General features: G+C 60.9%; 23 protein-coding genes and 2 pseudogenes. 18 read left to right on the top strand and 7 right to left on the bottom strand.

Annotation, left to right across the window (positions count from 1 at the left end; all coding sequences use genetic code 11):
• Positions 1-163: 163 nt before the first annotated feature.
• Together CD175_RS20520 and CD175_RS20515 are read right to left on the bottom strand one after the other, a co-directional pair.
• Positions 164-409, bottom strand: coding sequence for a TIGR02647 family protein (locus CD175_RS20520; protein ID WP_104450258.1), 246 nt, complete (start codon positions 407-409; stop codon positions 164-166).
• Between the two features lie 181 nt (positions 410-590).
• Entirely contained in the window at positions 591-875 is a 285-nt protein-coding gene (locus CD175_RS20515) for a hypothetical protein (protein ID WP_007978820.1), read from the bottom strand.
• Between the two features lie 124 nt (positions 876-999).
• Between CD175_RS20515 and CD175_RS20510 the strand changes: the two genes are divergently transcribed.
• Positions 1,000-1,659 (top strand): glutathione S-transferase family protein, encoded by a 660-nt coding sequence (locus CD175_RS20510; RefSeq protein WP_104450257.1) that lies wholly within the window; start codon positions 1,000-1,002, stop codon positions 1,657-1,659.
• Between the two features lie 103 nt (positions 1,660-1,762).
• Here the strand turns inward: CD175_RS20510 and argH are convergent, their stop codons facing one another.
• Positions 1,763-3,157, bottom strand: a complete 1,395-nt coding sequence (argH, locus tag CD175_RS20505) for an argininosuccinate lyase (protein WP_104450256.1) — start codon at positions 3,155-3,157, stop codon at positions 1,763-1,765.
• A gap of 405 nt (positions 3,158-3,562) precedes the next feature.
• Between argH and CD175_RS32150 the strand changes: the two are divergent.
• The 8 genes and pseudogenes from CD175_RS32150 to rsd form a co-directional block, all read left to right on the top strand.
• Positions 3,563-3,685 (top strand): annotated as a pseudogene (locus tag CD175_RS32150) (sensor histidine kinase); the annotation flags it as partial.
• The gene (locus tag CD175_RS20495) at positions 3,682-4,428 is read left to right on the top strand and encodes a LytR/AlgR family response regulator transcription factor (protein WP_102699667.1); all 747 of its coding nucleotides are present in this window, start codon (positions 3,682-3,684) and stop codon (positions 4,426-4,428) included. The pseudogene CD175_RS32150 and the gene CD175_RS20495, both read left to right, overlap by 4 nt.
• A 138-nt stretch (positions 4,429-4,566) precedes the next feature.
• On the top strand, positions 4,567-5,508 hold the full coding sequence (gene hemC, locus CD175_RS20490) for a hydroxymethylbilane synthase (protein WP_104450254.1): 942 nt from the start codon (positions 4,567-4,569) through the stop codon (positions 5,506-5,508).
• A complete protein-coding gene (locus CD175_RS20485) occupies positions 5,505-6,272 on the top strand; it encodes a uroporphyrinogen-III synthase (RefSeq protein ID WP_104450253.1) in 768 nt (255 codons plus the stop codon). Before hemC ends, CD175_RS20485 begins: the two co-directional genes overlap by 4 nt.
• A gap of 16 nt (positions 6,273-6,288) precedes the next feature.
• Positions 6,289-7,452 carry a uroporphyrinogen-III C-methyltransferase gene (locus CD175_RS20480; RefSeq protein ID WP_104450252.1) on the top strand — a complete coding sequence of 388 codons (1,164 nt, stop codon included), beginning with the start codon at positions 6,289-6,291 and terminating at the stop codon, positions 7,450-7,452.
• Positions 7,449-8,687, top strand: coding sequence for a heme biosynthesis protein HemY (locus CD175_RS20475; RefSeq protein WP_104450251.1), 1,239 nt, complete (start codon positions 7,449-7,451; stop codon positions 8,685-8,687). Before CD175_RS20480 ends, CD175_RS20475 begins: the two co-directional genes overlap by 4 nt.
• Positions 8,688-8,950: 263 nt before the next feature.
• Positions 8,951-9,502 (top strand): disulfide bond formation protein B, encoded by a 552-nt coding sequence (locus CD175_RS20470; RefSeq protein WP_104450250.1) that lies wholly within the window; start codon positions 8,951-8,953, stop codon positions 9,500-9,502.
• A 178-nt stretch (positions 9,503-9,680) separates the two neighbouring features.
• Positions 9,681-10,139 (top strand): sigma D regulator, encoded by a 459-nt coding sequence (gene rsd, locus CD175_RS20465; RefSeq protein ID WP_104450249.1) that lies wholly within the window; start codon positions 9,681-9,683, stop codon positions 10,137-10,139.
• A 60-nt stretch (positions 10,140-10,199) separates the two neighbouring features.
• Here the strand turns inward: rsd and CD175_RS20460 are convergent, their stop codons facing one another.
• A complete protein-coding gene (locus CD175_RS20460) occupies positions 10,200-10,865 on the bottom strand; it encodes an FKBP-type peptidyl-prolyl cis-trans isomerase (RefSeq protein WP_104450248.1) in 666 nt (221 codons plus the stop codon).
• Positions 10,866-11,057: 192 nt separating this feature from the next.
• Here CD175_RS20460 and CD175_RS20455 point away from each other — a divergent pair.
• Positions 11,058-11,975: pseudogene (locus CD175_RS20455) on the top strand (AlgP family protein); the annotation flags it as partial.
• Positions 11,976-12,235: 260 nt separating this feature from the next.
• On the opposite strand, the gene CD175_RS20450 reads toward CD175_RS20455, so the two are convergent.
• On the bottom strand, positions 12,236-12,700 hold the full coding sequence (locus tag CD175_RS20450) for a TIGR02444 family protein (protein WP_104450246.1): 465 nt from the start codon (positions 12,698-12,700) through the stop codon (positions 12,236-12,238).
• A 50-nt stretch (positions 12,701-12,750) separates the two neighbouring features.
• Here CD175_RS20450 and CD175_RS20445 point away from each other — a divergent pair, with 50 nt between their 5' ends.
• From CD175_RS20445 to CD175_RS20425, 5 genes are all read left to right on the top strand, one after another.
• Positions 12,751-14,661 carry an ATP-binding cassette domain-containing protein gene (locus tag CD175_RS20445; RefSeq protein WP_104450245.1) on the top strand — a complete coding sequence of 637 codons (1,911 nt, stop codon included), beginning with the start codon at positions 12,751-12,753 and terminating at the stop codon, positions 14,659-14,661.
• Positions 14,661-15,242 (top strand): mechanosensitive ion channel family protein, encoded by a 582-nt coding sequence (locus tag CD175_RS20440; protein ID WP_104450244.1) that lies wholly within the window; start codon positions 14,661-14,663, stop codon positions 15,240-15,242. The genes CD175_RS20445 and CD175_RS20440 overlap by 1 nt, the downstream gene beginning before the upstream one ends.
• A 236-nt stretch (positions 15,243-15,478) precedes the next feature.
• Positions 15,479-16,111: a homoserine/homoserine lactone efflux protein gene (gene rhtB / locus CD175_RS20435; protein WP_007998964.1), complete on the top strand. Its 633-nt coding sequence runs from the start codon at positions 15,479-15,481 to the stop codon at positions 16,109-16,111.
• Between the two features lie 163 nt (positions 16,112-16,274).
• Entirely contained in the window at positions 16,275-18,173 is a 1,899-nt protein-coding gene (locus CD175_RS20430) for an FTR1 family protein (RefSeq protein WP_104450243.1), read from the top strand.
• Between the two features lie 110 nt (positions 18,174-18,283).
• Positions 18,284-18,739, top strand: coding sequence for a YaiI/YqxD family protein (locus CD175_RS20425; protein ID WP_104450242.1), 456 nt, complete (start codon positions 18,284-18,286; stop codon positions 18,737-18,739).
• Between the two features lie 119 nt (positions 18,740-18,858).
• On the opposite strand, the gene elbB is transcribed toward CD175_RS20425, so the two are convergent.
• Positions 18,859-19,527 carry an isoprenoid biosynthesis glyoxalase ElbB gene (gene elbB, locus CD175_RS20415; RefSeq protein ID WP_104450241.1) on the bottom strand — a complete coding sequence of 223 codons (669 nt, stop codon included), beginning with the start codon at positions 19,525-19,527 and terminating at the stop codon, positions 18,859-18,861.
• A 115-nt stretch (positions 19,528-19,642) separates the two neighbouring features.
• Here elbB and CD175_RS20410 point away from each other — a divergent pair, with 115 nt between their 5' ends.
• The gene (locus CD175_RS20410) at positions 19,643-20,878 is read left to right on the top strand and encodes a sterol desaturase family protein (protein ID WP_104450240.1); all 1,236 of its coding nucleotides are present in this window, start codon (positions 19,643-19,645) and stop codon (positions 20,876-20,878) included.
• Here the strand turns inward: CD175_RS20410 and CD175_RS20405 are convergent.
• Positions 20,859-21,491 carry a DedA family protein gene (locus tag CD175_RS20405; RefSeq protein ID WP_104450239.1) on the bottom strand — a complete coding sequence of 211 codons (633 nt, stop codon included), beginning with the start codon at positions 21,489-21,491 and terminating at the stop codon, positions 20,859-20,861. The genes CD175_RS20410 and CD175_RS20405 overlap by 20 nt on opposite strands.
• A gap of 207 nt (positions 21,492-21,698) precedes the next feature.
• Between CD175_RS20405 and hemB the strand changes: the two genes are divergently transcribed.
• Positions 21,699-22,712, top strand: a complete 1,014-nt coding sequence (hemB, locus tag CD175_RS20400; RefSeq protein ID WP_104450238.1) for a porphobilinogen synthase — start codon at positions 21,699-21,701, stop codon at positions 22,710-22,712.
• 18 nt (positions 22,713-22,730) lie between these two features.
• Positions 22,731-24,953, top strand: coding sequence for a polyphosphate kinase 1 (ppk1, locus tag CD175_RS20395; protein ID WP_104450237.1), 2,223 nt, complete (start codon positions 22,731-22,733; stop codon positions 24,951-24,953).
• The last annotated feature ends 43 nt before the right edge of the window (positions 24,954-24,996 follow it).

Here is a 24,996-nt window from a genome sequence, read left to right as displayed (position 1 = left end):
GTGGGAGTCTCAGGTGGGGGGCAGTTTAGCGCCTCGATCACGGGACTTTTAAGCTGATTTTGTATTTCTGGCGGCAGATTTCTATCGCGTCGCGACAGCGGACAATGAAGTGCGCCCGCGGAAATCCTTTCAGCAGGGGTTTCCGTGGGCGATGCGGGCGAATTCAGGCTGTTTCTTCGGCTCTCAGAATGGTGAGCATCGTTTGCACATTTTGCGCGGCGTCGCGACCCAGACTGGTGAGGTAGCCACCATCAGGCTGATCGGTCAGTTCTTTTTCAAAGAGGCGTTTGGCGGCGGCAATGTGTTTCGGGGCAGCGGTCTGATGAATTTTCAGGCCTTCCTGGGAACTGTCCAGGTTGAAGAGTGCGAGGACTTCCAGTTCGGCAACCAGCTCAGGGGTAAGCGACATAAGGACTCCAGACTTTCTAGGAATTGGACGACAGCGCCCCTAAGGTGAACCCGCTTGTCCGGCATGTCCAGTGCTGGCGACAGAGATTTTTTGCCTCACATAAAAAAGATCGCAGCCTGCGGCAGCTCCTGCCTGGAATGCGATCCACGCAGGAGCTGCCGCAGGCTGCGATCTTTTGATCTTACTGCTTTTGCGGCGGCAACTCGGGCAATGCGCGCAGCGCAGCTTCGTACCATTCGGTGTTGAACGCGCGGTCTTCTTCGAGGATCGCGTCGATTTCTACCGCCAAAACGTGAGCCATCAGGTTGAGGATCTCTTCCCGCTCGTAGCCCACCAGGGTCAGCTTGTTGAAGGTCGCCTTGGCCGCTGGCGGGTTGTCGCTTTCGATCTGATTTTCGATAGCTTCGATCAAGGTATTTTCGGCGAATTCTTCTTCGTCGTCTTCGATGTCGATTGGCTCGCTCATGGCAGGCTCCTCAGGGAAAGGCGGCCAGTTTACCCGTATTCATTGGCGTGATGCTGCTGGCAAGAAACCCTCGAGCGTTCTATAAACAGGCACTGCCCACCCCGCATGGCCTGGAGGCTTTGTGATGATCAAGCTTTATGGATTCTCCGTCAGTAACTACTACAACATGGTCAAACTGGCGCTGCTGGAAAAAGGACTGCCTTTCGAAGAAGTGCCGTTTTACGGTGGCACCACCCCCGAAGCACTGGCCATTAGCCCGCGTGGAAAGGTCCCGGTGCTGCACGTAGAACAGGGATTCATCAATGAAACCAGCATAATCCTTGAGTACCTGGAGCAAAATCACAACGGCACGCCGCTGCTGCCGAGCGACCCGTTCGAGCGCGCGCAGGTGCTGGCACTGGCCAGGGAAATCGAGCTGTATATCGAGCTGCCTGCGCGCGCCTGCTACGCCGAAGCGTTTTTCGGCATGACCCTGCCGGATGCGATCAAGGAAAAAACCAAGGCGGAACTGTTGCTGGGGATAGCTGCGCTGGGCCGGCACGGCAAATTCAGCCCTTACGCGGCGGGTGACAGCTTGAGCGTGGCGGATCTGTATTTCCTGTACAGCGTGCCGTTGGCGTGTGGCGTGGCGCACAAGTTGTTCGGCATTGATTTGTTGGCTGAAATGCCGAAGGCCAAGGCGTTGCTGGAGCGTCTGGAACAGAATCCGAATGTGAAGCGGGTCGCAGCGGACAAGGAGGCGGCGATGCCGGCGTTCATGGCGATGATTGCTGCCAGGAGGTAGGTTTTGTAGCGTTTGAAAGTCAGTCATCGCGAGCAGGCTCGCTCCCACATTGGATCGGGTTCATACATCAAACCCTGTGGGAGCGAGCCTGCTCGCGAAGCTTTTAACGGCTGGCGAGCAGCGCCTGACCGCGAGCCACAGCAGCCTTCACCTGTGCCGGCGCGGTGCCGCCGATGTGGTTGCGGGCATTGACCGAGCCTTCGAGGGTCAGCACGGCGAACACGTCCTGATCGATCTGGTCGCTGAACTTGCGCAGTTCTTCCAGGCTCATTTCCGCCAGGTCCTTGCCGCTGTCCACGCCGTACTTGACGGCATGGCCGACGATTTCGTGGCAATCACGGAATGGCAGGCCGCGACGCACCAGGTAGTCGGCCAGGTCGGTGGCGGTGGAGAAACCGCGCAGGGCTGCTTCGCGCATCATCGCGTGCTTGGGCTTGATCGCCGGCACCATGTCGGCAAAAGCCCGCAGCGAGTCGCGCAGGGTGTCGGCGGCGTCGAACAGCGGTTCCTTGTCTTCCTGGTTGTCCTTGTTGTAGGCCAGGGGCTGGCCTTTCATCAGGGTCAGCAGGCCCATCAGTGCGCCGAATACGCGACCGGTCTTGCCGCGTACCAGCTCCGGCACGTCCGGGTTTTTCTTTTGCGGCATGATCGAGCTGCCGGTGCAGAAGCGGTCGGGCAGGTCGATGAACTGGAATTGCGCGCTGGTCCACAGCACCAGCTCTTCGGAGAAGCGCGACAGGTGCATCATCGCGATGCTGGCGGCCGAGCAGAATTCGATGGCGAAATCGCGATCGGAGACGTTATCCAGCGAATTGCCGCCAACCGCGTCGAAACCCAGCAGTTGGGCGGTGTACTCACGATCGATCGGATAGGTGGTGCCGGCCAGTGCCGCGCTGCCCAGTGGCATGCGGTTGGTACGCTTGCGGCAGTCGACCAGGCGCTCGTAGTCGCGGCTGAGCATCTCGAACCAGGCCAGCATGTGGTGCCCGAAGGTCACTGGCTGAGCGGTCTGCAGGTGGGTGAACCCCGGCATGATGCTGGCGGCTTCGTGCTCGGCCTGCTCCAGCAAGCCTTTTTGCAGGCGGGTGATTTCGGCCAGGATCAGGTCGATTTCGTCACGCAGCCACAGGCGGATATCGGTGGCGACCTGATCGTTACGGCTGCGGCCGGTGTGCAGTTTTTTACCGGTCACGCCGATGCGGTCGGTCAGCCGCGCCTCGATGTTCATGTGGACGTCTTCAAGGTCGATGCGCCAGTCGAACTGGCCGGCCTCGATTTCACCCTGGATGGTCTTCAGGCCATCGATGATGCTGTCGCGCTCGGCATCGGTCAGCACGCCGACCTTGGCCAGCATGGTGGCGTGGGCGATCGAACCCATGATGTCGTGGCGATACAGGCGCTGGTCGAAGGTGACGGAGGCGGTGAAGCGGGCGACGAAGGCGTCGACGGGTTCACTGAAGCGGCCGCCCCAGGACTGATTGGTCTTGTCAGTGCTCATGAATTCGCTCGTATCGGCTTGAAGAAAGAAGGCGTGGAACGCTGGCGCGGATAATAACAGGGTTGCCAACCCTGTCGCTGACACTGGTCGATACGTTTTTTGGTGTAGGAACGAGCTTGCTCGCGATGAACCTGAAGTCGAGGCGTTTATCCAGGAGGCACGCGTTATCGTTAACGCCCATCGCGAGCAAGCTCGCTCCTACATTAGCGCAACGATATTTTTCAATTGAGCAATAACGTCCCGGCAACCGTCTACAGTTGGACAGTAGGATCAGCGCACTTCTCGGTGCAGAAGCTGACCATAAGTAGAGGGGGGGTGTTCATATTGCATATCAGCAAACCCTGTGGCGATGTGTCGCCAATGCGGGCCTGGGCCGCCAATCGCCCGGCAGATGAAAATTTAGCCGCCGGACAAGCGGCACTTTTTGACGCTCGGGCTAGTCTTAGCGTGGATCGCGGTGACGGACGTCACTTCACCTGTCTACGCTATCCTTGTGCGAGACTCACGCAGGAATCCAGCGCAATATGAATGTCCTGATCGTTGATGACGAACCCTTGGCCCGCGAGCGCCTGTGCCGAATGGTTGGCGAACTCGAGGGATACAGTGTCCTGGAGCCTAGTGCCACGAATGGCGAAGAGGCGTTGGCACTGATCGACAGCCACAAACCGGATATCGTGCTGCTTGATATCCGCATGCCCGGCCTCGATGGCCTGCAAGTGGCTGCACGGTTATGCGAACGCGAAACTCCGCCCGCCGTGGTGTTCTGCGCCGGGCCCGATGAATTTGCCGTGGAAGCCTTACAGGCCAGCGCCGTAGGCTATCTGGTGAAACCTGTGAGAACTGAACAGTTACATGACGCATTAAAGAGAGCCGAGCGCCCAAATCGTGCCCAGCTCGCCGCCCTGACCCGCCCTGCTGCCGAAAGCGGCAGCGGACCGCGCAGCCATATCAGCGCCCGAACCCGTAAAGGGATCGAGCTGATTCCGCTGGATCAGGTGGTGTACTTCATTGCCGACCACAAATACGTAACCTTGCGTCACGAAAGCGGTGAAGTACTGCTCGATGAGCCACTCAAGGCCCTCGAGGACGAATTCGGAGACCGTTTCGTGCGTATCCATCGCAACGCACTGGTCGCCCGTGAGCGTATTGAGCGACTGCAACGCACACCCCTGGGGCATTTCCAGCTGTTCCTCAAAGGCCTCAATGGTGATGCGCTGATCGTCAGCAGGCGCCATGTGGCTGGCGTGCGCAAGATGATGCAACAGCTCTAAACAGCTGTGCGCAGGCGAATTTCACACCCGATTGCCGGACATCCGGGGCCAGGGAGGCCGAGTAGTATCTGATACAAGTCAAAGTGGATTTGGCTGAGCTGTTATTATCCGCCGTATCTATTCAGTACGGATTGATCCATGTCCTCTCGCGAAATCCGCATCGCCACCCGCAAAAGCGCACTCGCCCTGTGGCAGGCCGAATACGTCAAAGCCCGCCTTGAAGCGGCTCACCCGGGCCTGCTGGTGACTCTCGTCCCCATGGTCAGCCGTGGTGACAAGCTGCTTGACTCACCGCTGTCGAAAATCGGCGGCAAAGGCCTGTTCGTCAAGGAACTCGAAACCGCGCTGTTGGACAATGAAGCCGACATCGCCGTGCACTCCATGAAGGACGTGCCGATGGACTTCCCCGAAGGTCTCGGCCTGTACTGCATTTGCGAGCGGGAAGACCCGCGCGACGCCTTCGTTTCCAACACTTTCACCAGCCTGGATGAGTTGCCTCAGGGCAGCATCGTCGGCACCTCCAGCCTGCGCCGTCAGGCGCAATTACTGACCCGTCGCCCTGATCTGGAAATCCGCTTCCTGCGCGGTAACGTCAACACGCGCCTGGCCAAGCTCGATGCCGGTGAATACGACGCCATTATCCTTGCCGCTGCCGGCCTGATCCGACTGGGCTTTGAAGACCGCATCACGTCGGCCATCAGTGTCGACGACAGCCTTCCGGCCGGTGGCCAGGGCGCGGTGGGTATCGAATGCCGCAGCGCCGACAGTGAAATCCATGCGCTGCTGGCGCCCCTGCATCACCAGGACACAGCCACCCGCGTGACCGCCGAACGTGCCCTCAACAAGCACCTCAATGGCGGTTGCCAGGTACCGATTGCCTGCTACGCCGTGCTGGAGGGTGAACAGCTCTGGTTGCGCGGACTGGTGGGCGATCCCGCCGGTGGCCTGCTGCTCAGCGCACAAGCCCGTGCCCCTCGCGGCGATGCCGAGGCACTGGGTGTGCGTGTCGCTGAAGACCTTCTAAGCCAGGGTGCCGACGCCATTCTCAAAGCGGTCTATGGCGAGGCAGGTCACGAGTGATCGGCTGGCGCTTGCTGCTGACGCGTCCCGCCGATGAGGCGGCGGCGCTGGGCAGCTTTTTGGCCGGACAGGGGATTTTCAGCAGCAGTCTGCCGCTTTTGGACATCATGCCCATTGCGGCAACTGACACAATGCGCCAGGTGATTCAGACGCTGGAAAAGTTCTGCGCAATCATCGTGGTCAGCAAGCCGGCCGCCCGGATCGGCGTCGAACTGCTCAAGCGGTTTCGGCCAGCGCCGCCCGCTGTGAAGTGGTTCAGCGTCGGCGCGGCGACAGCGCAGATCCTCCAGTCTCACGGATTGGATGTGAGCTTCCCGGCAGAAGGCGATGACAGTGAAGCCTTGCTCGAACTTTCCCGCCTGCGCGAGGCTATCGCACCACCCGATGCGCGGGTGCTGATCCTGCGCGGGGAGGGTGGGCGCGAATTGCTGGCTGAGCGTTTGCGTGAGCTTGGTGCTAGTGTCGAGTATCTGGAGCTGTACCGCCGGGCAATGCCGATTTACCCACCGCAAGTGCTACCGCAACGGATCCAGGCGGAACGCCTGAACGGGCTGGTGGTCAGCAGTGGACAAGGTTTTGAGCACCTGCATCAATTGGCCGGCGATGCCTGGCCGCAGTTGGCGCGGTTGCCGTTGTTTGTACCAAGCCCCAGGGTTGCCGAGCTGGCGCTTGCCGCCGGGGCCAAAACAGTTGTGGATTGTCGCGGCGCGAGTGCCGCGGCCTTGCTGACGGCGTTACGGGAGCAACCCGTACCCGTTTTCTGATGCAAAGGATGGATACGTGAGCGAAACAGCCTTGCCTAAAGATGACTCGCGACCGGTGCTTGATGCACCTGTTGATGCTCCTCTAGAAGAAATGCCGCCGCCGTCACCAGCTGCCGAGCAGCGTAGAGGCAATGGTCTGGCAATCCTCGCGCTGTTGCTGGGCGCGGCCGGTGTCGCGGTGGGCGGTTGGGGTGTCTGGCAGGTTCGTCACCTGCAGGCCAACAACCAGCAGCAGTTGAGCCAGGTACAGGCGCTGAATGACCAGGCGCAAAATCTCAAGCTCAATGAGGAGCGCCTGAGTGCACGCCTGGCACAATTGCCTGCTGCCGATGAGCTGGAAGCACGCAGTCGCCTGGTGATCCAGCTGCAAGGTGATCAGCAGCGTTTGAACCAGCGTCTGGAAACCGTACTCGGCGCCAGTCGCAAGGACTGGCGCCTGGCCGAGGCCGAGCACTTGCTGCGTCTGGCCAGTCTGCGACTGTCGGCCTTGCAGGACATCAGCAGCGCCCAGGCACTGGTCCAGGGAGCCGACGAGATACTGCGTGAGCAGAACGATCCGGGCTCCTTTGCCGCGCGCGAGCAGGTGGCCAAGACCCTGATTGCCTTGCGCAGTACCGAACAACCGGACCGCACCGGGCTGTTTCTGCGTCTGGGCGCACTGCGCGATCAAGTGGCCAGCCTCACCGAGCTGGCACCGGAGTACAAGGACCGTGGCGATTCGCTGCTGGGCCTGACTGCCGATGGCGACGGTGCCAGTCGCTGGGCGCAATGGTGGGATCAGATTTCGCGCTACATCCGTATCGATTTCAATGCCGATAAAAACGTTCGTCCATTGCTGGCCGGCCAGAGCCTGAGTCAGGTACGCCTGGCCTTGAGCCTGGCGCTGGAGCAGGCACAGTGGGCCGCACTCAATGGTCAAGCTGCGGTGTACTCCCAAGTGCTGGACGAAGCGCGGGACATCCTCAAGGGCAACTTCAACCCGGACAACTCGCAAAGCAAAGTCATGCTTGAGCAGGTAGCCGAGCTGAGCAAGCAACCTGTCACCGTAGTCACCCCAGACATGACCGGCACCCTGAGCGCGGTGCAGGGGTACCTGGAACGGCGCAACGTCAACGCCGAAGACTCGGTCAAGCCAATGGCCAGGCCTGCCGCGAACACCGCGTCGGAGGCCACGCCATGAAGCGCCTCTATGTGATCGTGTTCCTCGCGATCGCCGCTACCGCTGCGCTGGGGCTGGCGATTGCCGAACATTCCGGTTACGTGCTGATTGCCTACAAGACCTTCCGCTATGAGTCGAGCCTGTGGGCTACTTTGGCGCTGGTGGCTGTGCTGTGGCTGGTGATCTGGGGTATCAAGGCGCTGGTCGAACTGGTGATGGCTTCCAGCGGAGTGGTCAACCCGTGGTCCCGGCGTAACCGCAGCCGTCGGGTGCAGGTGGCGATCGAGCATGGTCAACTGGACCTGGCCGAGGGGCGCTGGGCCAGCGCGCAACGTCACTTGCATCGTGCTGCCGAGGCCGAGCGCCAGCCGTTGCTTTACTACCTCGGTGCGGCCCGTGCCGCAAACGAACAAGGCAATTACGAAGAAAGCGACAACTTGCTGGAGCGCGCCCTGGAGCGTCAGCCTCAGGCCGAGTTGGCGATCGCCTTGAACCACGCCCAGTTGCAGACCGACCGCGGTGATACCGACGGCGCCCTCGCCACCTTGCAAGCCATGCGTGAGCGCCATCCTCATAACGCACAGACCCTGCGTCAGTTGCAGCGCCTGCTTCAACAGCGTGGTGACTGGTCGGCAGTGATTCGCCTGCTGCCGGAACTGCGCAAGGACAAAATTCTGCCGGCGGCCGAACTCACCGAACTGGAGCGTCGGGCCTGGGGGGCGAACCTGTCTCTGGCGGCGCAACGGGAAGAAGACGGAGCGGTGGGGCAGCAAGCGCTCGAACGTGCCTGGCAGCAACTGACCTCGGCGCAACGCCAGGAGCCGCAGCTGGTGCTCGCCTATGCCGAGCAACTGCGGCAATTGGGGGCTCAGGTCGAAGCCGAGGAAGTCCTGCGCACCGCGCTCAAGCGCAGCTACGACAGCCATCTGGCTCGTCTCTACGGGCTGGTGCGCGGCAATGATCCGGCCCGCCAGCTGCAGGCCGCTGAAGGCTGGCTCAAGGACCATCCGACCGATCCGGGCCTGCTGCTGACACTGGGTCGTCTGTGCCTGCAAAACAGTTTGTGGGGCAAGGCCCGGGACTATCTGGAAAGCAGCCTGCGTGTACAACGCAATCCGGAAGCCTGTGCGGAGCTGGCGCGGTTGTTGGCGCAAATGGGCGATACCGAGCGCAGCAACCAGCTGTTTCAGGAAGGCCTGGGATTGCTGGATGAACGCTTGCTCGCGGCCCCTCTGCCAGTGGCAGTTCGCGCTTGACCCATTCGCTGGCGCCAGGCTCCGGCGTCTGTGTGATGAGCTGCGGCGAGGAAGCAATCTTCCTCGTCGCAGTGAGATGATTCGCTGAAACTCGGTTACCCATTCTCGTCGCAGGCAAAGTCCTACAGAGGACTACGTTTTATCCTCTCGTCTGCGTCGGGATTTCCCTACACTTCTGCTGAAGTCTCCGTGGGCGCCTGCCTTGAAAGGCCGCCGCGCTTTCCTCTACCGTAACGGCCTGTCACTACTTTTACGGATAAGCCATGTCTTTGGCCTGCTCACGCTCCTTGTTTTTCATGGCTTTCATTGCGGGTGCCCTGGCGTTGGGCGTTTCCTACTACCTGGAATATGCGGTCGGCCTACGGCCTTGCGGCTTGTGTCTGGTACAGCGGTTTTGTCTGGCGCTCCTGACCGGTGTCTGCCTGATGGCTTCGGTCCATGGTCCAGGTCGCATCGGAACCGTTCTGTATTGGCTGCTCAGTCTTGGTTGCAGCCTGGCCGGCACTGTCACGGCGTGGCGACAGGTTCTGCTGCAAAGCCTTCCGATGGAACAGGCAGCGGCGTGCTCGACCCATCTGGCGGATCTGTTCGCCGGTTCTGCGCTGCGCTCCGTCCTGCAGCAAGTGTTCAAGGGCACTGTCGATTGTGTGGAAATTTCCTGGACGCTGTTCGACCTGAGTCTCACGGAGTGGAGCCTGCTGTTCTTCGTCGCGATGATGATTCTGGCTGTTTACCAGTCGTTGCGAATGGTCTGGATCAGCTATCAGCGACCGCTCAGCGACGAGTCGTCGCACCGGGCCTTTGCCGGCGATTAAACACTTGTATGAACTTTATCGCCTGCGTACCTTGAAGCCAGTGTCGTGCGGGCATAATCTGGCCCGCACGTGTCATTGGAATTATGTTGCTCGATGACGCTCTGCCTGACCGCCCACCGATGTTTACAAGAGGCGAGCGGGCATAGAGCAGCTGACCCACAAGGGAAGAGAGATCACCATGCTCGAAAGTTGTCAGAATGCTCAGGAACGCTGGGGTGGAGTGCACCTGCTGATCGATCGCTGGTTGCAGGAACGACACGAACTGGTCAAGGCCTATGACACGCTGGGCGCAAAGCCTGAGGCGCTGGGTGAGAACCGCAAGCCTTTGCAGGAATTCTGCGGCGTGCTGGTCGATTATGTATCGGCCGGGCACTTCGAGATCTACGAGCAACTGACGGGGGAGGCCAAGGCCTTCAACGACAAGCGTGGCCTGGAGCTCGCCGAGACGATCTACCCGCGTATCGACGTCATCACCGAAAAGCTGCTCGCGTTCAATGACCTGTGTGATGCAGGAAAGTGTGTCGCCGAAGAGTTCAAAACACTCGGCGGACTGTTGCATGAACGCTTCGAGCTGGAAGACTGCCTGATCGAAGTGCTGCACACGGCCCACAAGGAAGTCGATTCGGTTCAGGCCTGAAGCGCTTTCTGCAAGATCTCGAAACGGCGTGCCAAGGCACGCCGTTTTTCGTTTGTGTCGTCAGCCGGTGGCACCGCGCAATTCGATTTCAAACACCAGTGGTGTGAACGGTGCGATCACGTCACCGGCACCCTCGGCGCCATAGGCCTGGGCCGAGGGAATCACCAGTCGCCATTTCGCCCCGACCGGCATGTTTTGCAATGCGCTGCGCCATCCGGCGATCACGCTGTCGAGACTGAACCATTGAGGCTGACTGTTCTGATCGAACACCGTGCCGTCGGGCAAGCGACCGATGTACAGCACCTGCACCTTACCGTTGGGTCCTGCCTTGGCGCCAGCGCCTGGCGTCAACTCGGTCAGCAGCACGCCGTCATCCAGTTCGCGCACGCCGGGTCTGGCTTTCTCGGTGGCGAGAAAACGCTGTTCCTTTTCCAGTGCCAATTCACTTTGCGGCTCGGCTGACTGCATGGCAATCCGCGCTTCATGCTCGGTCAATATCTGCTGGATCTGCTCGTCTTTCAGCGCCAGCGGCTTGCCCTGATAGGCTTGTTGCAATCCCTCGACCAGTGCCTGGAGTTGCAGGTCGGGAGCCTCTTGGCGCAAGCGTTCGCCAAGGCTCGCACCCAGGCTGTAAGCGAGATCGTGGGCTTCATTTTCCGGTGTTTTTTCGGCGGCTTGGGCCACCGAAAAAAACACACACAGCGATAAAAAAAGGCAGCGCGACATGGGCACTCTCCGACCTGAATTGCGGGCGATTATGCCAGTGAGAATGCGCGCAACGGTGAACTGCTTTCACGTCGACGCAGAAGTTTTTCAGTCCTTTGCAACACAACGCTTTCGATAGTGTCAACATGCCCTAGCGGCGGTTGCTACAGAGGTCTAGTATGAGCCGCACTCACTTCAGCCAGGAGGTAAACCATGTCGGCCACCAAGAAGCCAGTAAACACTCCATTGCACCTGCTCCAACAACTCTCGGGCAGCCTGCTCGAGCATCTGGAAACCGCTTGTTCCGAAGCCTTGGCTGATGCTGAAAAACTGCTCGCCAAACTGGAAAAGCAGCGCGGAAAAGCGCAAGAAAAACTGCACAAGTCCCGCACCAAATTGCAGGACGCGGCGGCGGCCGGAAAAGCCAAGGCGCAAGCCAAGGCCAAGGGCGCAGTGACCGATCTTGAGGAACTGCTCGATGCCCTCAAGGATCGTCAATCGGAAACCCGCGGCTACATTCTGCAACTCAAGCGCGATGCCCAGGAAAGCCTGAAACTGGCCCAGGGCGTCGGTCGTGTACAAGAGGCTGTCGGCAAGGTGTTGTCCCTGCGTGCGGCCAAGCCTGCTGCGGCACCTGCGAAGAAAGCCGCTGCCAAACCGGCTGCTGCAAAAGCACCGGCCAAGCCTGCTGCTGCAAAACCTGCAGCTGCCAAGCCAGTCGCTAAAACTGCCGCAGCCAAACCTGCTGCCAAACCGGCAGCGAGAAAACCGGCTGCTGCCAGCGCTGCAAAACCTGCGGCTAAAACCACGGCTGCCAAACCAGCCGCTGCACGACCTGCCGCCGCAAGAACCGCTGCTGCCAAACCAGCCGTGGCTAAAACAGCTGCCGCTAAACCGGCTGCAAAACCAGCTGCCAAACCGGCCGCTAAACCAGCTGCCCGCACCGCTGCTGCGAAACCTGCTGCCAAGCCGGCTGCAAAACCTGTCGCTGCAAAACCGGCCGCTAAACCAGCAGCCAAGCCAGCGGCAAAACCTGCTGTAAAAGCGGCTGCCAAACCTGCTGCTAAACCAGCCGCAAAACCAGCTGCAGCTAAACCAGCAGCCAAGCCCGCCGCTGCCAAGCCAGTTGCCGCCAAACCGGCTGCTGCAAAACCGGCTGCTGCAAAACCTGCTGCTGCAAAACCTGCTGCTGCAAAACCTGCTGCAAAACCTGCTGCAAAACCCGCAGTGAAGAAGCCGGTTGCCGCCAAGCCAGCCACCGCACCGGCTGCCAAGCCAGCCAACCCGGCTCCGGTAGCAACGTCTGCTTTGGCAGCAGCCACCTCGACAGCCACGCCAGCGCCAACGCCGGCCGCCGCATCGATCGCAGCAACCACCCCAACCAGCGCTTCCTAAGTGCCGGTTACCGCGACGCGCAGCTGATGCAGCGCGTCGCGGTGCAGGTGGGCGGCCTCGGCCGTCACACCTTCCAGCCAGGCCGCCAGATCGGTCTCGGCATTTTGCGGCCAACTCTGCGCCGATCTCTCCAGCCGCAACAACAGATGCCGTTCGGCTTCCAGCTCGAGTGCCTTCACTTGTTCACGCAGAGCATGCAGATCTGCGTCTTGCGTAGCCCCGACCTTCCATTGTGTGCGTAAGGTGCGTAACGGCCGCACGACATCGATGTCCCACGAGGTGGCCACTCTGCGCAGTTGCTGCAAGCGCTGCTCATCGCAGGCCACGCCTCGGTGTCCCAGCCACGCACCACACAGCAACAGACACACATTGACCCCCGCCGACTGCAATTGCAGGCATGCCTGCTCAACACCGGGACGGGCATAAGTGGTCAGGGAAAAGCTCCACAGGTCAGAGGACATAGTGCTACTCGCGCCAGTTGCGAGCGAAGCTGGTAGACTCCGCCGCCATTATGATTCGACTTCAGAACCTGACTTTACAGCGTGGCCCGCAACGTCTGCTAGAAGACGCCGAGCTGACCCTGCACGCCGGCCAGAAAGCCGGCCTCATCGGTGCCAACGGCGCCGGCAAATCGAGCCTGTTCGCCTTGCTTCGGGGTGAGCTGCACCCGGACTCGGGTGATTGCTTCCTGCCGGCCGACTGGCGTATCGCCCACATGCGCCAGGAGGTCGACACCCTCGAACGCCTGGCCGTCGACTACGTGCTCGATGGCGACCTGCGCCTGCGCCAGGTGCAACGCGACCTGGCGGCAGCCGAAGCGGCCCATGACGGTGCCGCACAGGCGCGCCTGCATTCGGAACTCGACAGCGCCGACGGTTACACCGCCGACGCCCGGGCGCGCAAGTTGCTGGCCGGTCTTGGATTCACCAACGAGCAGATGGATCGCCAGGTCGGGGACTTCTCCGGTGGCTGGCGGATGCGTCTGAACCTGGCACAGGCCTTGATGTGCCCGTCGGACCTGCTGCTGCTCGACGAACCGACCAACCACCTGGACCTCGACGCCATCATCTGGCTTGAGGAATGGCTCAAGAGCTATCCGGGCACCCTGATGCTGATCTCCCACGATCGGGACTTCCTCGATGCCGTGGTCGATCACGTGGCCCACGTCGATCAGCGCAAGATCACCCTGTACCGCGGTGGCTACAGCGCCTTCGAGCGCGCCCGTGCCGAACGCCTGGCCCAGCAACAGCAAGCCTACGAGAAGCAACAGGCGCAACGTGCGCACATGGAAAGCTACATCGCCCGCTTCAAGGCCCAGGCCACCAAGGCCCGTCAGGCCCAGAGCCGGATCAAGGCCCTGGAGCGGATGGAAGAGCTGACCGCTGCCCACGTCGATTCGCCGTTCGACTTTGTCTTCCGCGAATCGCAGAAGATTTCCAGCCCGCTGATCGACCTGTCCGACGCCCGCCTGGGTTACGGCGACAAAACCGTGCTGGAGAAGGTCAAGCTGCAACTGACCCCGGGTGCGCGAATCGGTCTGCTCGGCCCTAACGGTGCTGGTAAATCGACCCTGATCAAGAACCTTGCCGGTGAGCTCTCGCCATTGGCCGGTCGCTTGACCCGTGGCGAGAACACCGTGGTCGGTTACTTCGCCCAGCATCAGCTCGACTCTCTGGATTCCAAGGCCAGCCCGTTGCTGCACCTGCAGCGCCTGGCACCGACCGAGCGCGAACAGACCTTGCGCGACTTCCTCGGCGGTTTCGACTTCCGTGGCGCGCGGATCGACGAGCCGGTACTGAATTTTTCCGGTGGTGAAAAGGCGCGCCTGGCCCTGGCATTGATTGCCTGGGACCGGCCGAACCTGTTGCTGCTCGACGAACCGACCAACCACTTGGACTTGGAAATGCGCCTGGCGCTGACCATGGCCCTGCAGGAGTTCAGTGGTGCGGTACTGGTGGTCTCTCACGATCGTCATTTGCTCAAAAGCACCACCGACAATTTCTATCTGGTGGCGGACGGCAAGGTCGAGGAGTTCGACGGCGACCTGGAGGACTACACCCGCTGGCTGGTGGAGTATCGCCAGCGTAATGCCCCGGTCAGCAGCACCCCGGTCAACCCGGACAAAACCGACAAGAAAGCCCAGCGTCAGGCCGCAGCGGCGTTGCGTCAGCAGCTGGCCCCGCACAAGCGTGAGGCTGACAAGCTCGAAGCCGAACTGGGCAAGCTCCACGAAAAACTGGCGAAGGTCGATACCAGCCTCGGCGACAGCGACATCTACGAGCCGGCGCGCAAGAACGAATTGCGTGATCTGCTGGCCGAACAGGCCAAGCTGAAGGTGCGTGAGGCGGAGCTGGAAGAAGCGTGGATGGAAGCCCTGGAATTGCTGGAAAGCATGCAGGCGGAGTTGGAGGCGCTGTCCTGATGGACGCCTTCAAGCTGCCGTTGCCGGCGGTGTGGGTCGAGCCGATCTGGCTCGGCGTGCAACTCCTGCTGATCCTGCTCGCCGGCTACTTCACCCAGCGCTTCGTCGCCAAAGGCCTGACCCGTCTCGGTGAGCGTTACCCGTTTCCGCCGCAATTGATGATGCCGCTGCGAGGCGGCTTGCGCTGGCTGATCATGGGCAGCGCGCTGATTTTCGTGCTGGAGCGACTCGGTGTATCGGCCACGGTGCTCTGGACCGCGTTGTCCGGTTTCGTCGCGGTCGCGGCGGTGGCGTTTTTCGCCATGTGGAGCGTGCTCTCGAACCTGCTGTGCGCGATCCTGATCTTTACCGTCGGCCCGTTCCGCATAGGTGACGTGGTCGAGTTGGTGGACACCACCGACAAGCCCGGCGTCAAAGGCCGGGTGGTGGCGATCAATCTTCTTTACACCACGTTGATAGAGGCTGAAGAAGCCGGCACCGGCAGCGCCATGGTGCAGGTGCCCAACAGTTTGTTCTTCCAGCGTTCGGTTCGGCGTTGGCGGGGGACTGATATGTTCCCTTCGAGCGGGTTTGAAAAGTAGTCCTTCTGTTGCGTGACAGATTGCTTTCGCGAGCAGGCTCGCTCCCACAGTCGATCTTCAGCGAACACAAATCTTGTGGGCACCTGAGAGCCAATGTGGGAGCGAGCCTGCTCGCGAAGGGGCCCGCCCCTGTAAACGCTGGTCGGCCGTCGCCATGCCCCACAAAAAATCGGTAGCCATCCAATCAAAGCCGCATTAGCTTAGACGTCTGTCACGAGTCCGAGTCGAGGTGTGCAATGGAGCTTCAAACATGGCTGGCGTTTTTTGCCGCCTGCTGGGTGATCAGCCTGTCCCCCGGTGCCGGCGCCATTGCGTCGATGTCCAGCGGCCTGCAATACGGCTTCTGGCGTGGCTACTGGAATGCCCTGGGCCTGCAACTGGGCCTGGCTTTGCAGATCGCCATCGTCGGTGCCGGTGTCGGCGCCATTCTCACGGCTTCGGCCACGGCCTTCTACGCCATCAAATGGTTTGGCGTGGCGTACCTGGTCTACCTCGCGATCAAGCAATGGCGTGCGCTGCCCAGCGACATGAGCGATGACGCGGCGGTGCGTCAGATCGGCAAGCCGATGGCCCTGGTATTCCGTGGTTTTCTGGTGAACATCAGCAACCCCAAGGCGCTGGTGTTCATGCTGGCGGTGTTGCCGCAGTTCATCGACCCTCATGCTCCGCTGCTGATTCAGTATCTGGTGATTGGCGTGACCATGGTCTGCGTCGACCTGATCGTCATGGCCGGCTACACCGGTCTGGCGTCCAAAGTGCTGCGTCTGTTGCGCACACCGAAACAGCAAAAGCGCATGAACCGGACCTTTGCCGGGCTGTTCATCGGGGCGGCGGCGTTTATGGCGACGTTGCGCAGGGCCGCCGTGTAAAACGGCGACTGACAAAAAAAGGCGGCCCGGGTGGTCGCCTTTTTCGTTTGGGGGGAGCTGTTCCCGAAACCGATGCAATTACGAAGAAGTATCAACAAAGCTTGAGCGAAACCCGTTGGGCGATAACAATATGTAACTTCGTTTTTCAAATTGAGATTCATTCATGATTGCCCCCTCCCGTTTCCTGGCCTGGCTGTTGCTGCCGCTGGTGGCTGCGTGCAGCTTTCAACTGCTGGCCGCCTCCGCCGAAGGTACGCCGCAGGCGCTGCACTTGCTCGACTACATCGGCGCGGATTACCCGGGCACGGTGCAGGCGGGCAGCATCACGGACCCGTCCGGATTTCGCGCGCAGCAAGAGTCGGTCAGGACCCTGGGAAGTCTGATTGCAGCCATGCCGGCCAAGCCGGAAAAAGCCGCGCTGGAGCAAAGCCTGGCCGCGCTGGGAAACTCCATCGACGCCCATCAGGACGGTGCCGAAGTTGCACGCCAGGCCCGGCAACTGGGTGCGAAACTGGCCGTGGCCTATGAAGTCAGCCAGGCCCCGGTCATTACGCCGGACCCGGTGCGTGGCGCGCCGCTGTACACTCAGCAATGCTCGGTCTGCCATGGCGACTCAGGAGCCGGTGACGGCCCGGCAGGTGTCGGCATGACGCCAGCGCCCACCGATCTGCGTGATGCCTCACGGCTGGACCGCCTGAGCCTCTACGCGATCTACAGCACCCTCGGCCAAGGCATTGAAGGCACTGACATGCCGGCCTTCGCCGACCAGCTGGATGATCGTCAGCGTTGGGACCTGGCCACCTATATTGCGGGCTTCAGTGTTGACCCGGCGACGGCCAAGGCTGAAAAGACCTACAACATCGCCGACCTCGCTCGTCAGACCCCGGCCGAAGTACAGGCCGTCGAAGGCCCGCAAGCCGCCGCGACCTTCCGTGCCCAGCGGGCGCAACCGCCGCAGGTCAAGCGTGGCCCGGCGCAACTGCTTGACTACACGGCGGCCACGCTGGACAAGAGCATCGCGGCGTATCGTGCCGGTGAGCATGATCAGGCTTATGACTTATCGGTAGCGGCGTATCTGGAAGGCTTCGAGCTGGTCGAGAGCTCGCTGGATAACATTGACGCCAACGTGCGTAAAGACACGGAAAAATCCCTGATGGCCTACCGTCAGTCGTTGCAGGACGGCTTGCCGGTGAGCGAGGTCGAGCAACGCCTGGACGTGGCCAAGGACAAGTTGAAGGCATCGGCCGGCTTGTTGGGCAAAGACGGTTTGAGCTGGTCGCTGAGTTACATTTCCGGCTTGCTGATTCTGCTGCGCGAAGGTCTGGAGGCGATCCTGGTGCTGGCGGCGATCCTTGCCTTCCTGCGCAACACGGGTCAACAGGCGGCGGTGCGCAGCGTCAACGTCGGTTGGGGGCTGGCATTTCTGGCCGGGTTGGGCACCTGGGCGCTGGCAGCTTATGTGATTGATGTCAGCGGTTCGCAGCGCGAGTTGCTGGAAGGCGCGACGGCGTTGTTTGCCAGTGTCATGGTGCTGTGGCTGGGCGTGTGGATGCATGACCGTCGTCATGCGGCGGCCTGGCAGGATTACATCAAGTCCAGCCTGGTCGGTGGCGGTGGGCGTTTCGGCTTTGCGACCCTGGCGTTTTTCTCGGTGTATCGCGAACTGTTCGAAGTGATTCTGTTCTACGAAACCCTGTGGCTGCAGGCAGGTCCCGCAGGGCACAACGCCGTGTTGGCCGGTGGGGCCACGGCGGTGGTGCTGCTGATCGGCCTGGCCTGGGTGATTTTGCGCGGTTCGGCGAAGTTGCCGCTGGCGCTGTTCTTCAGCATCAACGCGGGTCTGCTGTGCGCCTTGTCGGTGGTGTTTGCCGGGCATGGCGTGAAAGCGCTGCAGGAAGCCGGAATTTTCGGCACGCGGCCGGTGCCGTTCTTTGACTTCGACTGGCTGGGGATCCACGCCGATGCCTACTCGCTGAGTGCTCAGGCCGTGGCGATCATTGCGATTGTCGTGTTGTATGGTCGTAGCCGGGTGGTTGAGAAGCGGCGGGTGCAGGTTTCTTAAACAACAGCATTCGCTGCGCTCACATTCGCGGGCAAGCCCGCTCCCACAGGTTTAGCGCTAACCTGTGGGAGCGGGCTTGCCCGCGATGCTTTTCAACAGAGGAATATACAATGCGTGTGTGGATCGACGCCGATGCCTGCCCACGGGCAGCCAAGGATCTGGTGGTGAAGTTCGCCCTCAAGCGCCAGTTCGAAGTGGTGCTGGTGGCCGGGCAGCCGCAGACCAAGCCGGGGCTGGCGTTGGTCAAGCTGATCGTGGTGCCGAGCGGACCGGATGCGGCGGATGACTACCTGGTGGAGCACGCGGTGCCTGGTGAACTGGTGATCTGCAGCGATGTGCCATTGGCCGACCGTCTGTTCAAGAACGGTGTGGCCGTGCTCGATCCTCGGGGCAAGGAGTTTGACGCGCAGAACATGGGGGAGCGGCTGGCGGTGCGCAACCTGTTCACTGATTTGCGCGAACAGGGGCAGATGGGGGGTGGACCGGCACCGTTTGGCGACCGTGAGAAGCAGGCGTTTGCCAATGCGCTGGACCGGATCCTCACACGGCTGGCCCGCAATTCTTGAGACCTGCGGCGAACCTTGTGGGAGCGAGCTTGCTCGCGATAGCGGACTTACAGACAACATCAAAGTTGAATGTGTTGGCCCCATCGCGAGCAAGCTCGCTCCCACATTTTTGAAGGGTGTCAGGCGTCGTTTTCGTGGGTCAGTTCCAGCACCCGGTCTACCAGCTTGTTGATCCCCGATGCCACTTCACTGATCGATTGCGCCAGCATGTAAGCCGGGGTGCTCACCAGTTTGCGTGCCTTGTCTTCGACGATGTCACTGACCGCGCAATCGGTATGGGTCGCGCCCATCTTGTTCATCGCGGCAGCGGTGTCGGTGTCATTGCCAATGGTGCAGGTGACGCCGGGGCCGTAGATCTTGGCCGCCAGGGCAGGGGATATGCACATCAACCCCACCGGCTTGCCGGCCTCGGCAAAGGCCTCGGTCAGTGCCAGGACATCCGGTTGAACGGTGCAGCTGGCGCCTTCAATGGCGAAATTGGACAGGTTCTTGGCTGAGCCGAAGCCGCCGGGCACGATCAACGCGTCGAAGTCATCGACGTTCGCGTCACGGATGTCCTGGATGTTGCCCCGGGCAATCCGCGCCGACTCGACCAGCACGTTGCGCGATTCGGGCATTTCTTCGCCGGTCAGGTGATTGATTACATGTAACTGCGCGATGTTCGGTGCGAAGCACTGCACCTGCGCCCCGCGTTGATCAAGGCGCAACAGGGTGATGACGCTCTCGTGGAGCTCGGCGCCGTCGTACACGCCACAACCGGAAAGGATCACTGCAACTTTTTTGCTCATGGGCTTTTCTCCAGATTCATGGCGTTAAATGTCCACTAATTTGTCACACGTTGCCATAGGGTTAATTCGCGGTTACACATAGCATTTGTCCTCAGGATTCCGATCAGGGCGCGTCATGGACTTCATTCTGTACGCGGTGCCGTTCTTCTTTGTGCTGATCGCCCTCGAGCTGCTGGCCGACCGTCGGCGCGGAATGAGTAACTATCGGGTGGCTGACGCGATCAACAGCATCAGCACCGGCGTGCTGTCGACCACCACGGGACTGCTGACCAAAGGCATTGGACTGGTGACCTACGCGTTCGCCTTCAAGCGTCTGGCGCTGTTCGAGTTGTCGGCCGACAGCGTCTTGACCTGGGTGTTTGCCTTCGTCCTCTACGATTTCTGCTACTACTGGCTGCATCGCCTGGGCCACGAGCGCAACATTCTCTGGGCCGCGCATTCGGTGCATCACCAGAGTGAGGACTACAACCTGTCCACGGCGTTGCGCCAGACCAGTACCGGATTCCTCCTGGGCTGGATCTTTTATCTGCCGATGGCGGTGGTTGGTGTGCCGCTGCTGGTGTTCGTCAGTGTCGCGGCGCTGAACCTGCTGTATCAGTTCTGGGTGCATACGCGGCACATTCCCAAGCTTGGCTGGTTCGAATGGTTTTTTGTCACGCCATCCAATCATCGGGCTCACCATGCACAGAACGCTCTCTACATGGATCGCAACTACGGCGGCGTGTTCATTATTTGGGACCGTCTGTTCGGCTCGTTCCAGGAAGAAGACGACAACGAGCCGGTGATCTTCGGCGTGACCACTCCGCTGGCGAGCTGGAATCCCGTGTGGGCGAACGTGCAGTTCTACGCGCAGTTGTGGGCCGATGCGCGGCGTGCCGAAAGCGCCTGGGACAAGCTGCGGATCTGGTTCATGCGCACGGGCTGGCGCCCGGCGGACGTGGCGGCCAGATACCCGATGAACAAGCCGGACCTGAGCCAGTTCCGCAAATTCGAGGTGCCGCTGGACGGGCGTCAGCAGCTCTACGTCTTGTTGCAGTTCTGCGTCTATATCGCACTGGGCAGCTACTTGATGAATCTCGAACCGAAGCTGTCAGTCGCTGCCCTGGTGCTGGGCTGGGGAGTGGTGGCGTTCGGTCTGTTTGTGCTGGGCGTGGCCCTGGAGAATCGCCCGTGGGCGTTGAAGCTGGAGCTGGTGCGGCTGGCGTCGAATCTGCCATTGGCATGGCTGGCCCCGATGGTGGGGCTGTGGCCGGCCAGCGCCGTGGGCTGGGTCGGCCTGCTCAGTTACAGCCTGTTGAGCGGCATCGGTCTCTACTGTTGCAGAAACCGCATCACTCGGTTGGCGTCGTAGGGTCTTCGGTATTGGTCCGCGCAGCTTTCAGGGCCTGCTCGTCGGCATAGACCTGCTTGGCCAGGCGGGCATTCTTGAAGCGCCGGCGCAGCCACAGCACGAGGCCCAGGACCAGCAGGGCGCCGAGCACCCAAAGTTCGTACTTCTTCACACTGCCGAGCATGCCTTCGAGCACTGCGCCGAAATGGTAAGCGGCCGCCGCCAGGGCTGCGGCCCAGATCGCCGCGCCAATGCCGTTGAGCAGCAGGTAACGGCCCGGCGGATAGCCAGACAGCCCGATGGCCACCGGCATGACCGTACGTAAACCGTAAACGAAGCGGAAGCTCAGTACCCAGATGTCCGGATGCTTGCGAATGTGCTCCAGCGCCCGGTCACCCATCATTTGCCAGCGCGGCTTGCGCGCCAGCAGTTTTCGACCGTGCTTGCGTCCCAGGAAATACCACAGTTGGTCGCCGGCATAGCTGCCGAAGAAGGCCACGACCACCACCAGGTTGATGTCCATGTATCCACGGAACGCGAGGAAGCCCGCGAGTACCAGGATGGTTTCGCCTTCGAAGAACGTGCCTAGAAAAAGGGCAAAGTAGCCGAAGTCATGCAGAAATTGTTGGAGCATTGTCTGGGTGCTGGCGAAATGAACGCGCAGCCTAACCCTTCGGACACATTCAGGAAAGTGTCCAAATGTGTCTCGACGTGAACATTTCCTACAACGACAATGGAATGCGGCTACACGTCGCAGGGTGCACATAACTGTCATACGTTCGTCATAATGGGCACTTATAACTGTCACGCTCGCCCGTCTGCGCGGGCTCAGGAGTCTGCCGTGAGCTTTACCCCCGCCAACCGTCTGTTCCCCGCAACCCGCCTGCGCCGCAACCGTCGTGACGACTTCTCGCGTCGACTGGTCCGTGAAAACGTCCTGACCGTCGATGACCTGATCCTGCCGGTGTTCGTTCTGGACGGTGAAAACCGTCGCGAATCGGTGGCTTCGATGCCGGGCGTCGAACGCCTGACCATCGACCTGTTGCTTGAAGAGGCGGCCAAGTGGGTCGAACTGGGGATTCCGGCGCTGGCGCTGTTCCCGGTGACGCCTTCGGAACTCAAGTCTCTGGATGCTGAGGAGGCCTGGAACCCGGAGGGCATCGCCCAGCGCGCCACCCGCGCCCTGCGTGCGCAATTCCCTGAGCTGGGCGTGATCACCGACGTGGCCCTGGATCCGTTCACCACCCACGGTCAGGACGGCATTCTTGATGAAGAAGGCTACGTGCAGAACGACATCACCGTCGACGCACTGGTCAGGCAAGCCCTGTCCCACGCCGAAGCCGGCGCTCAGGTCGTGGCCCCATCGGACATGATGGACGGTCGCATCCAGGCGATTCGCGAAGCCCTTGAAGTGGCCGGTCACGTCAATGTGCGGATCATGGCCTACTCGGCCAAGTACGCGAGCGCCTATTACGGCCCGTTCCGCGATGCGGTCGGTTCGGCGCTGAACCTGGGCAAGGCCAACAAGGCCTCCTATCAGATGGACCCGGCCAACAGCAACGAAGCCCTGCACGAAGTCGCGGCGGACTTGTCAGAAGGTGCGGACATGGTCATGGTCAAGCCAGGCATGCCGTACCTCGACATCCTGTGCCGGGTCAAAGAAGAATTCAAAGTGCCGACGTTTGTCTATCAAGTCAGCGGCGAATACGCCATGCACATGGCGGCGATCCAGAATGGCTGGTTGAGCGAAGGGGTTATCCTCGAGTCGCTGACCGCTTTCAAACGAGCAGGTGCCGATGGCATCCTGACGTACTTTGCCGTTCGTGCCGCTCAATTGTTACGAGAGCAAAAATAGCCCTCCCAGGAACATTCGATGAATACCGAAGTACTCACTGAAGTTGCCGTAAAAGACGCTCAACCGGTGGTGGAGCAAGTCGACGAGACCCCGCCGGAGCTGGAGCCAGCTCCGCCCGCGGCGGTCGTCGAAACCGCTGCGGCAGCACCGGCGGTGGCCATTCCCGGTCTGGATGACAGTAGCCTGTACATCCACCGCGAACTGTCGCAACTGCAGTTCAACATCCGCGTGCTGGAGCAGGCGCTGGACGAGTCCTACCCATTGCTGGAGCGGCTGAAGTTTCTGCTGATCTTCTCCAGCAACCTGGATGAGTTCTTCGAAATTCGCGTTGCCGGCCTGAAGAAGCAGATCACCTTCGCCCGTGAACAGGCGGGCGCCGATGGCCTGCAACCGCATCAGGCGTTGGCGCGCATCAGCGAACTGGTACACGGTCACGTCGACCGTCAGTACGCGATCCTCAACGACATTCTGTTGCCGGAGCTGGAGAAACATCAGGTCCGCTTCATCCGTCGCCGCAATTGGACGACCAAGCTCAAGACCTGGGTGCGCCGCTATTTCCGCGACGAGATCGCACCGATCATCACCCCCATCGGCCTCGACCCTACGCACCCGTTCCCCTTGCTGGTGAACAAGAGCCTGAACTTCATCGTCGAGCTCGAAGGTATCGACGCCTTCGGTCGCGACTCCGGTTTGGCGATCATCCCGGCGCCACGCCTGCTGCCGCGCATCATCAAGGTGCCGGAAGAAGTCGGCGGCGCCGGCGACAACTATGTATTCCTGTCGTCGATGATCCACGCTCACGCCGATGACCTGTTCCAGGGCATGAAGGTCAAGGGGTGCTACCAGTTCCGCCTGACCCGCAACGCCGACCTCGCGCTGGACTCCGAAGACGTCGAAGACCTGGCCCGCGCCTTGCGCGGCGAGCTGTTCTCCCGTCGCTACGGTGACGCAGTACGCCTTGAAGTGGCCGACACTTGCCCGAAACACCTGTCCGACTACCTGCTCAAGCAGTTCAACCTGAGCGAGACCGAGTTGTACCAGGTCAACGGTCCGGTGAACCTGACGCGGCTGTTCAGCATCACCGGCCTGGACAGCCAGCGCGATCTGCAATACCTGCCGTTCACCCCGCAGATCCCGAAACTGCTGCAGAACAGCGAGAACATTTTCAGCGTGATCAGCAAGCAGGACATCCTGCTGCTGCACCCGTTCGAGTCGTTCACCCCGGTGGTCGACCTGCTGCGCCAGGCCGCCAAGGATCCACACGTGCTGGCGGTGCGCCAGACGCTGTACCGCTCCGGCGCGAACTCGGAAATCGTCGATGCGCTGGTGGATGCGGCGCGTAACGGCAAGGAAGTCACGGCGGTGATCGAATTGCGTGCGCGGTTCGACGAAGAATCCAACCTGCAACTGGCCAGCCGACTGCAAGCGGCCGGTGCGGTGGTGATCTATGGTGTGGTCGGCTTCAAGACCCACGCCAAGATGATGCTGATTTTGCGTCGCGAAGCGGGCGAGATCGTGCGTTATGCGCACCTCGGCACGGGCAACTACCACGCCGGCAACGCCCGCCTGTACACCGACTACAGCCTGCTGACCTCCGACGACGCCTTGTGCGAAGACGTAGGCAAACTGTTCAGCCAGTTGATCGGCATGGGTAAGACGCTGCGCATGAAGAAGCTGCTGCACGCGCCGTTCACCCTGAAAAAGGGCATGCTCGATATGATTGCCCGGGAAACCCAGTTCGCCCTCGACGGCAAACCGGCGCACATCATCGCCAAGTTCAACTCGCTGACCGATCCGAAGATCATCCGCGCGCTGTACAAGGCCAGCCAGTCAGGCGTGCGCATCGATCTGGTGGTGCGTGGCATGTGCTGCCTGCGGCCGGGCATCGCGGGGGTCTCCCACAACATCCATGTGCGTTCGATCATCGGCCGTTTCCTGGAGCACACCCGGGTCTTCTACTTCCTCAACGGCGGCGACGAGCAGATGTTCCTGTCCAGTGCCGACTGGATGGAACGCAACCTCGACAAGCGCGTCGAGACTTGCTTCCCGGTGGAAGGCAAGAAGCTGATCATGCGGGTCAAGAAAGAGCTGGAACTGTATCTGACCGATAACACCCACAGCTGGAGCCTGCAGCCGGACGGTCGTTACATCCGTAACACACCGACCGGCAACCAGAACCCGCGCAGCGCCCAGGCGACATTGCTGGAGCGTTTGGGCAGTCCGATTCTGGCCGTGCGCTAACCCAAACCAGAAACAAAAAATGGCGATTCCTGCGGATCGCCAT

Origin of the sequence: Pseudomonas laurylsulfatiphila, from assembly GCF_002934665.1 — a bacterium.
In the GTDB taxonomy this organism is placed as follows: Bacteria; Pseudomonadota; Gammaproteobacteria; order Pseudomonadales; family Pseudomonadaceae; genus Aquipseudomonas; species Aquipseudomonas laurylsulfatiphila.
The sequence above is the reverse complement of the archived record's forward strand: the minus strand, read 5'-3'. Positions and strand labels throughout refer to the sequence as shown.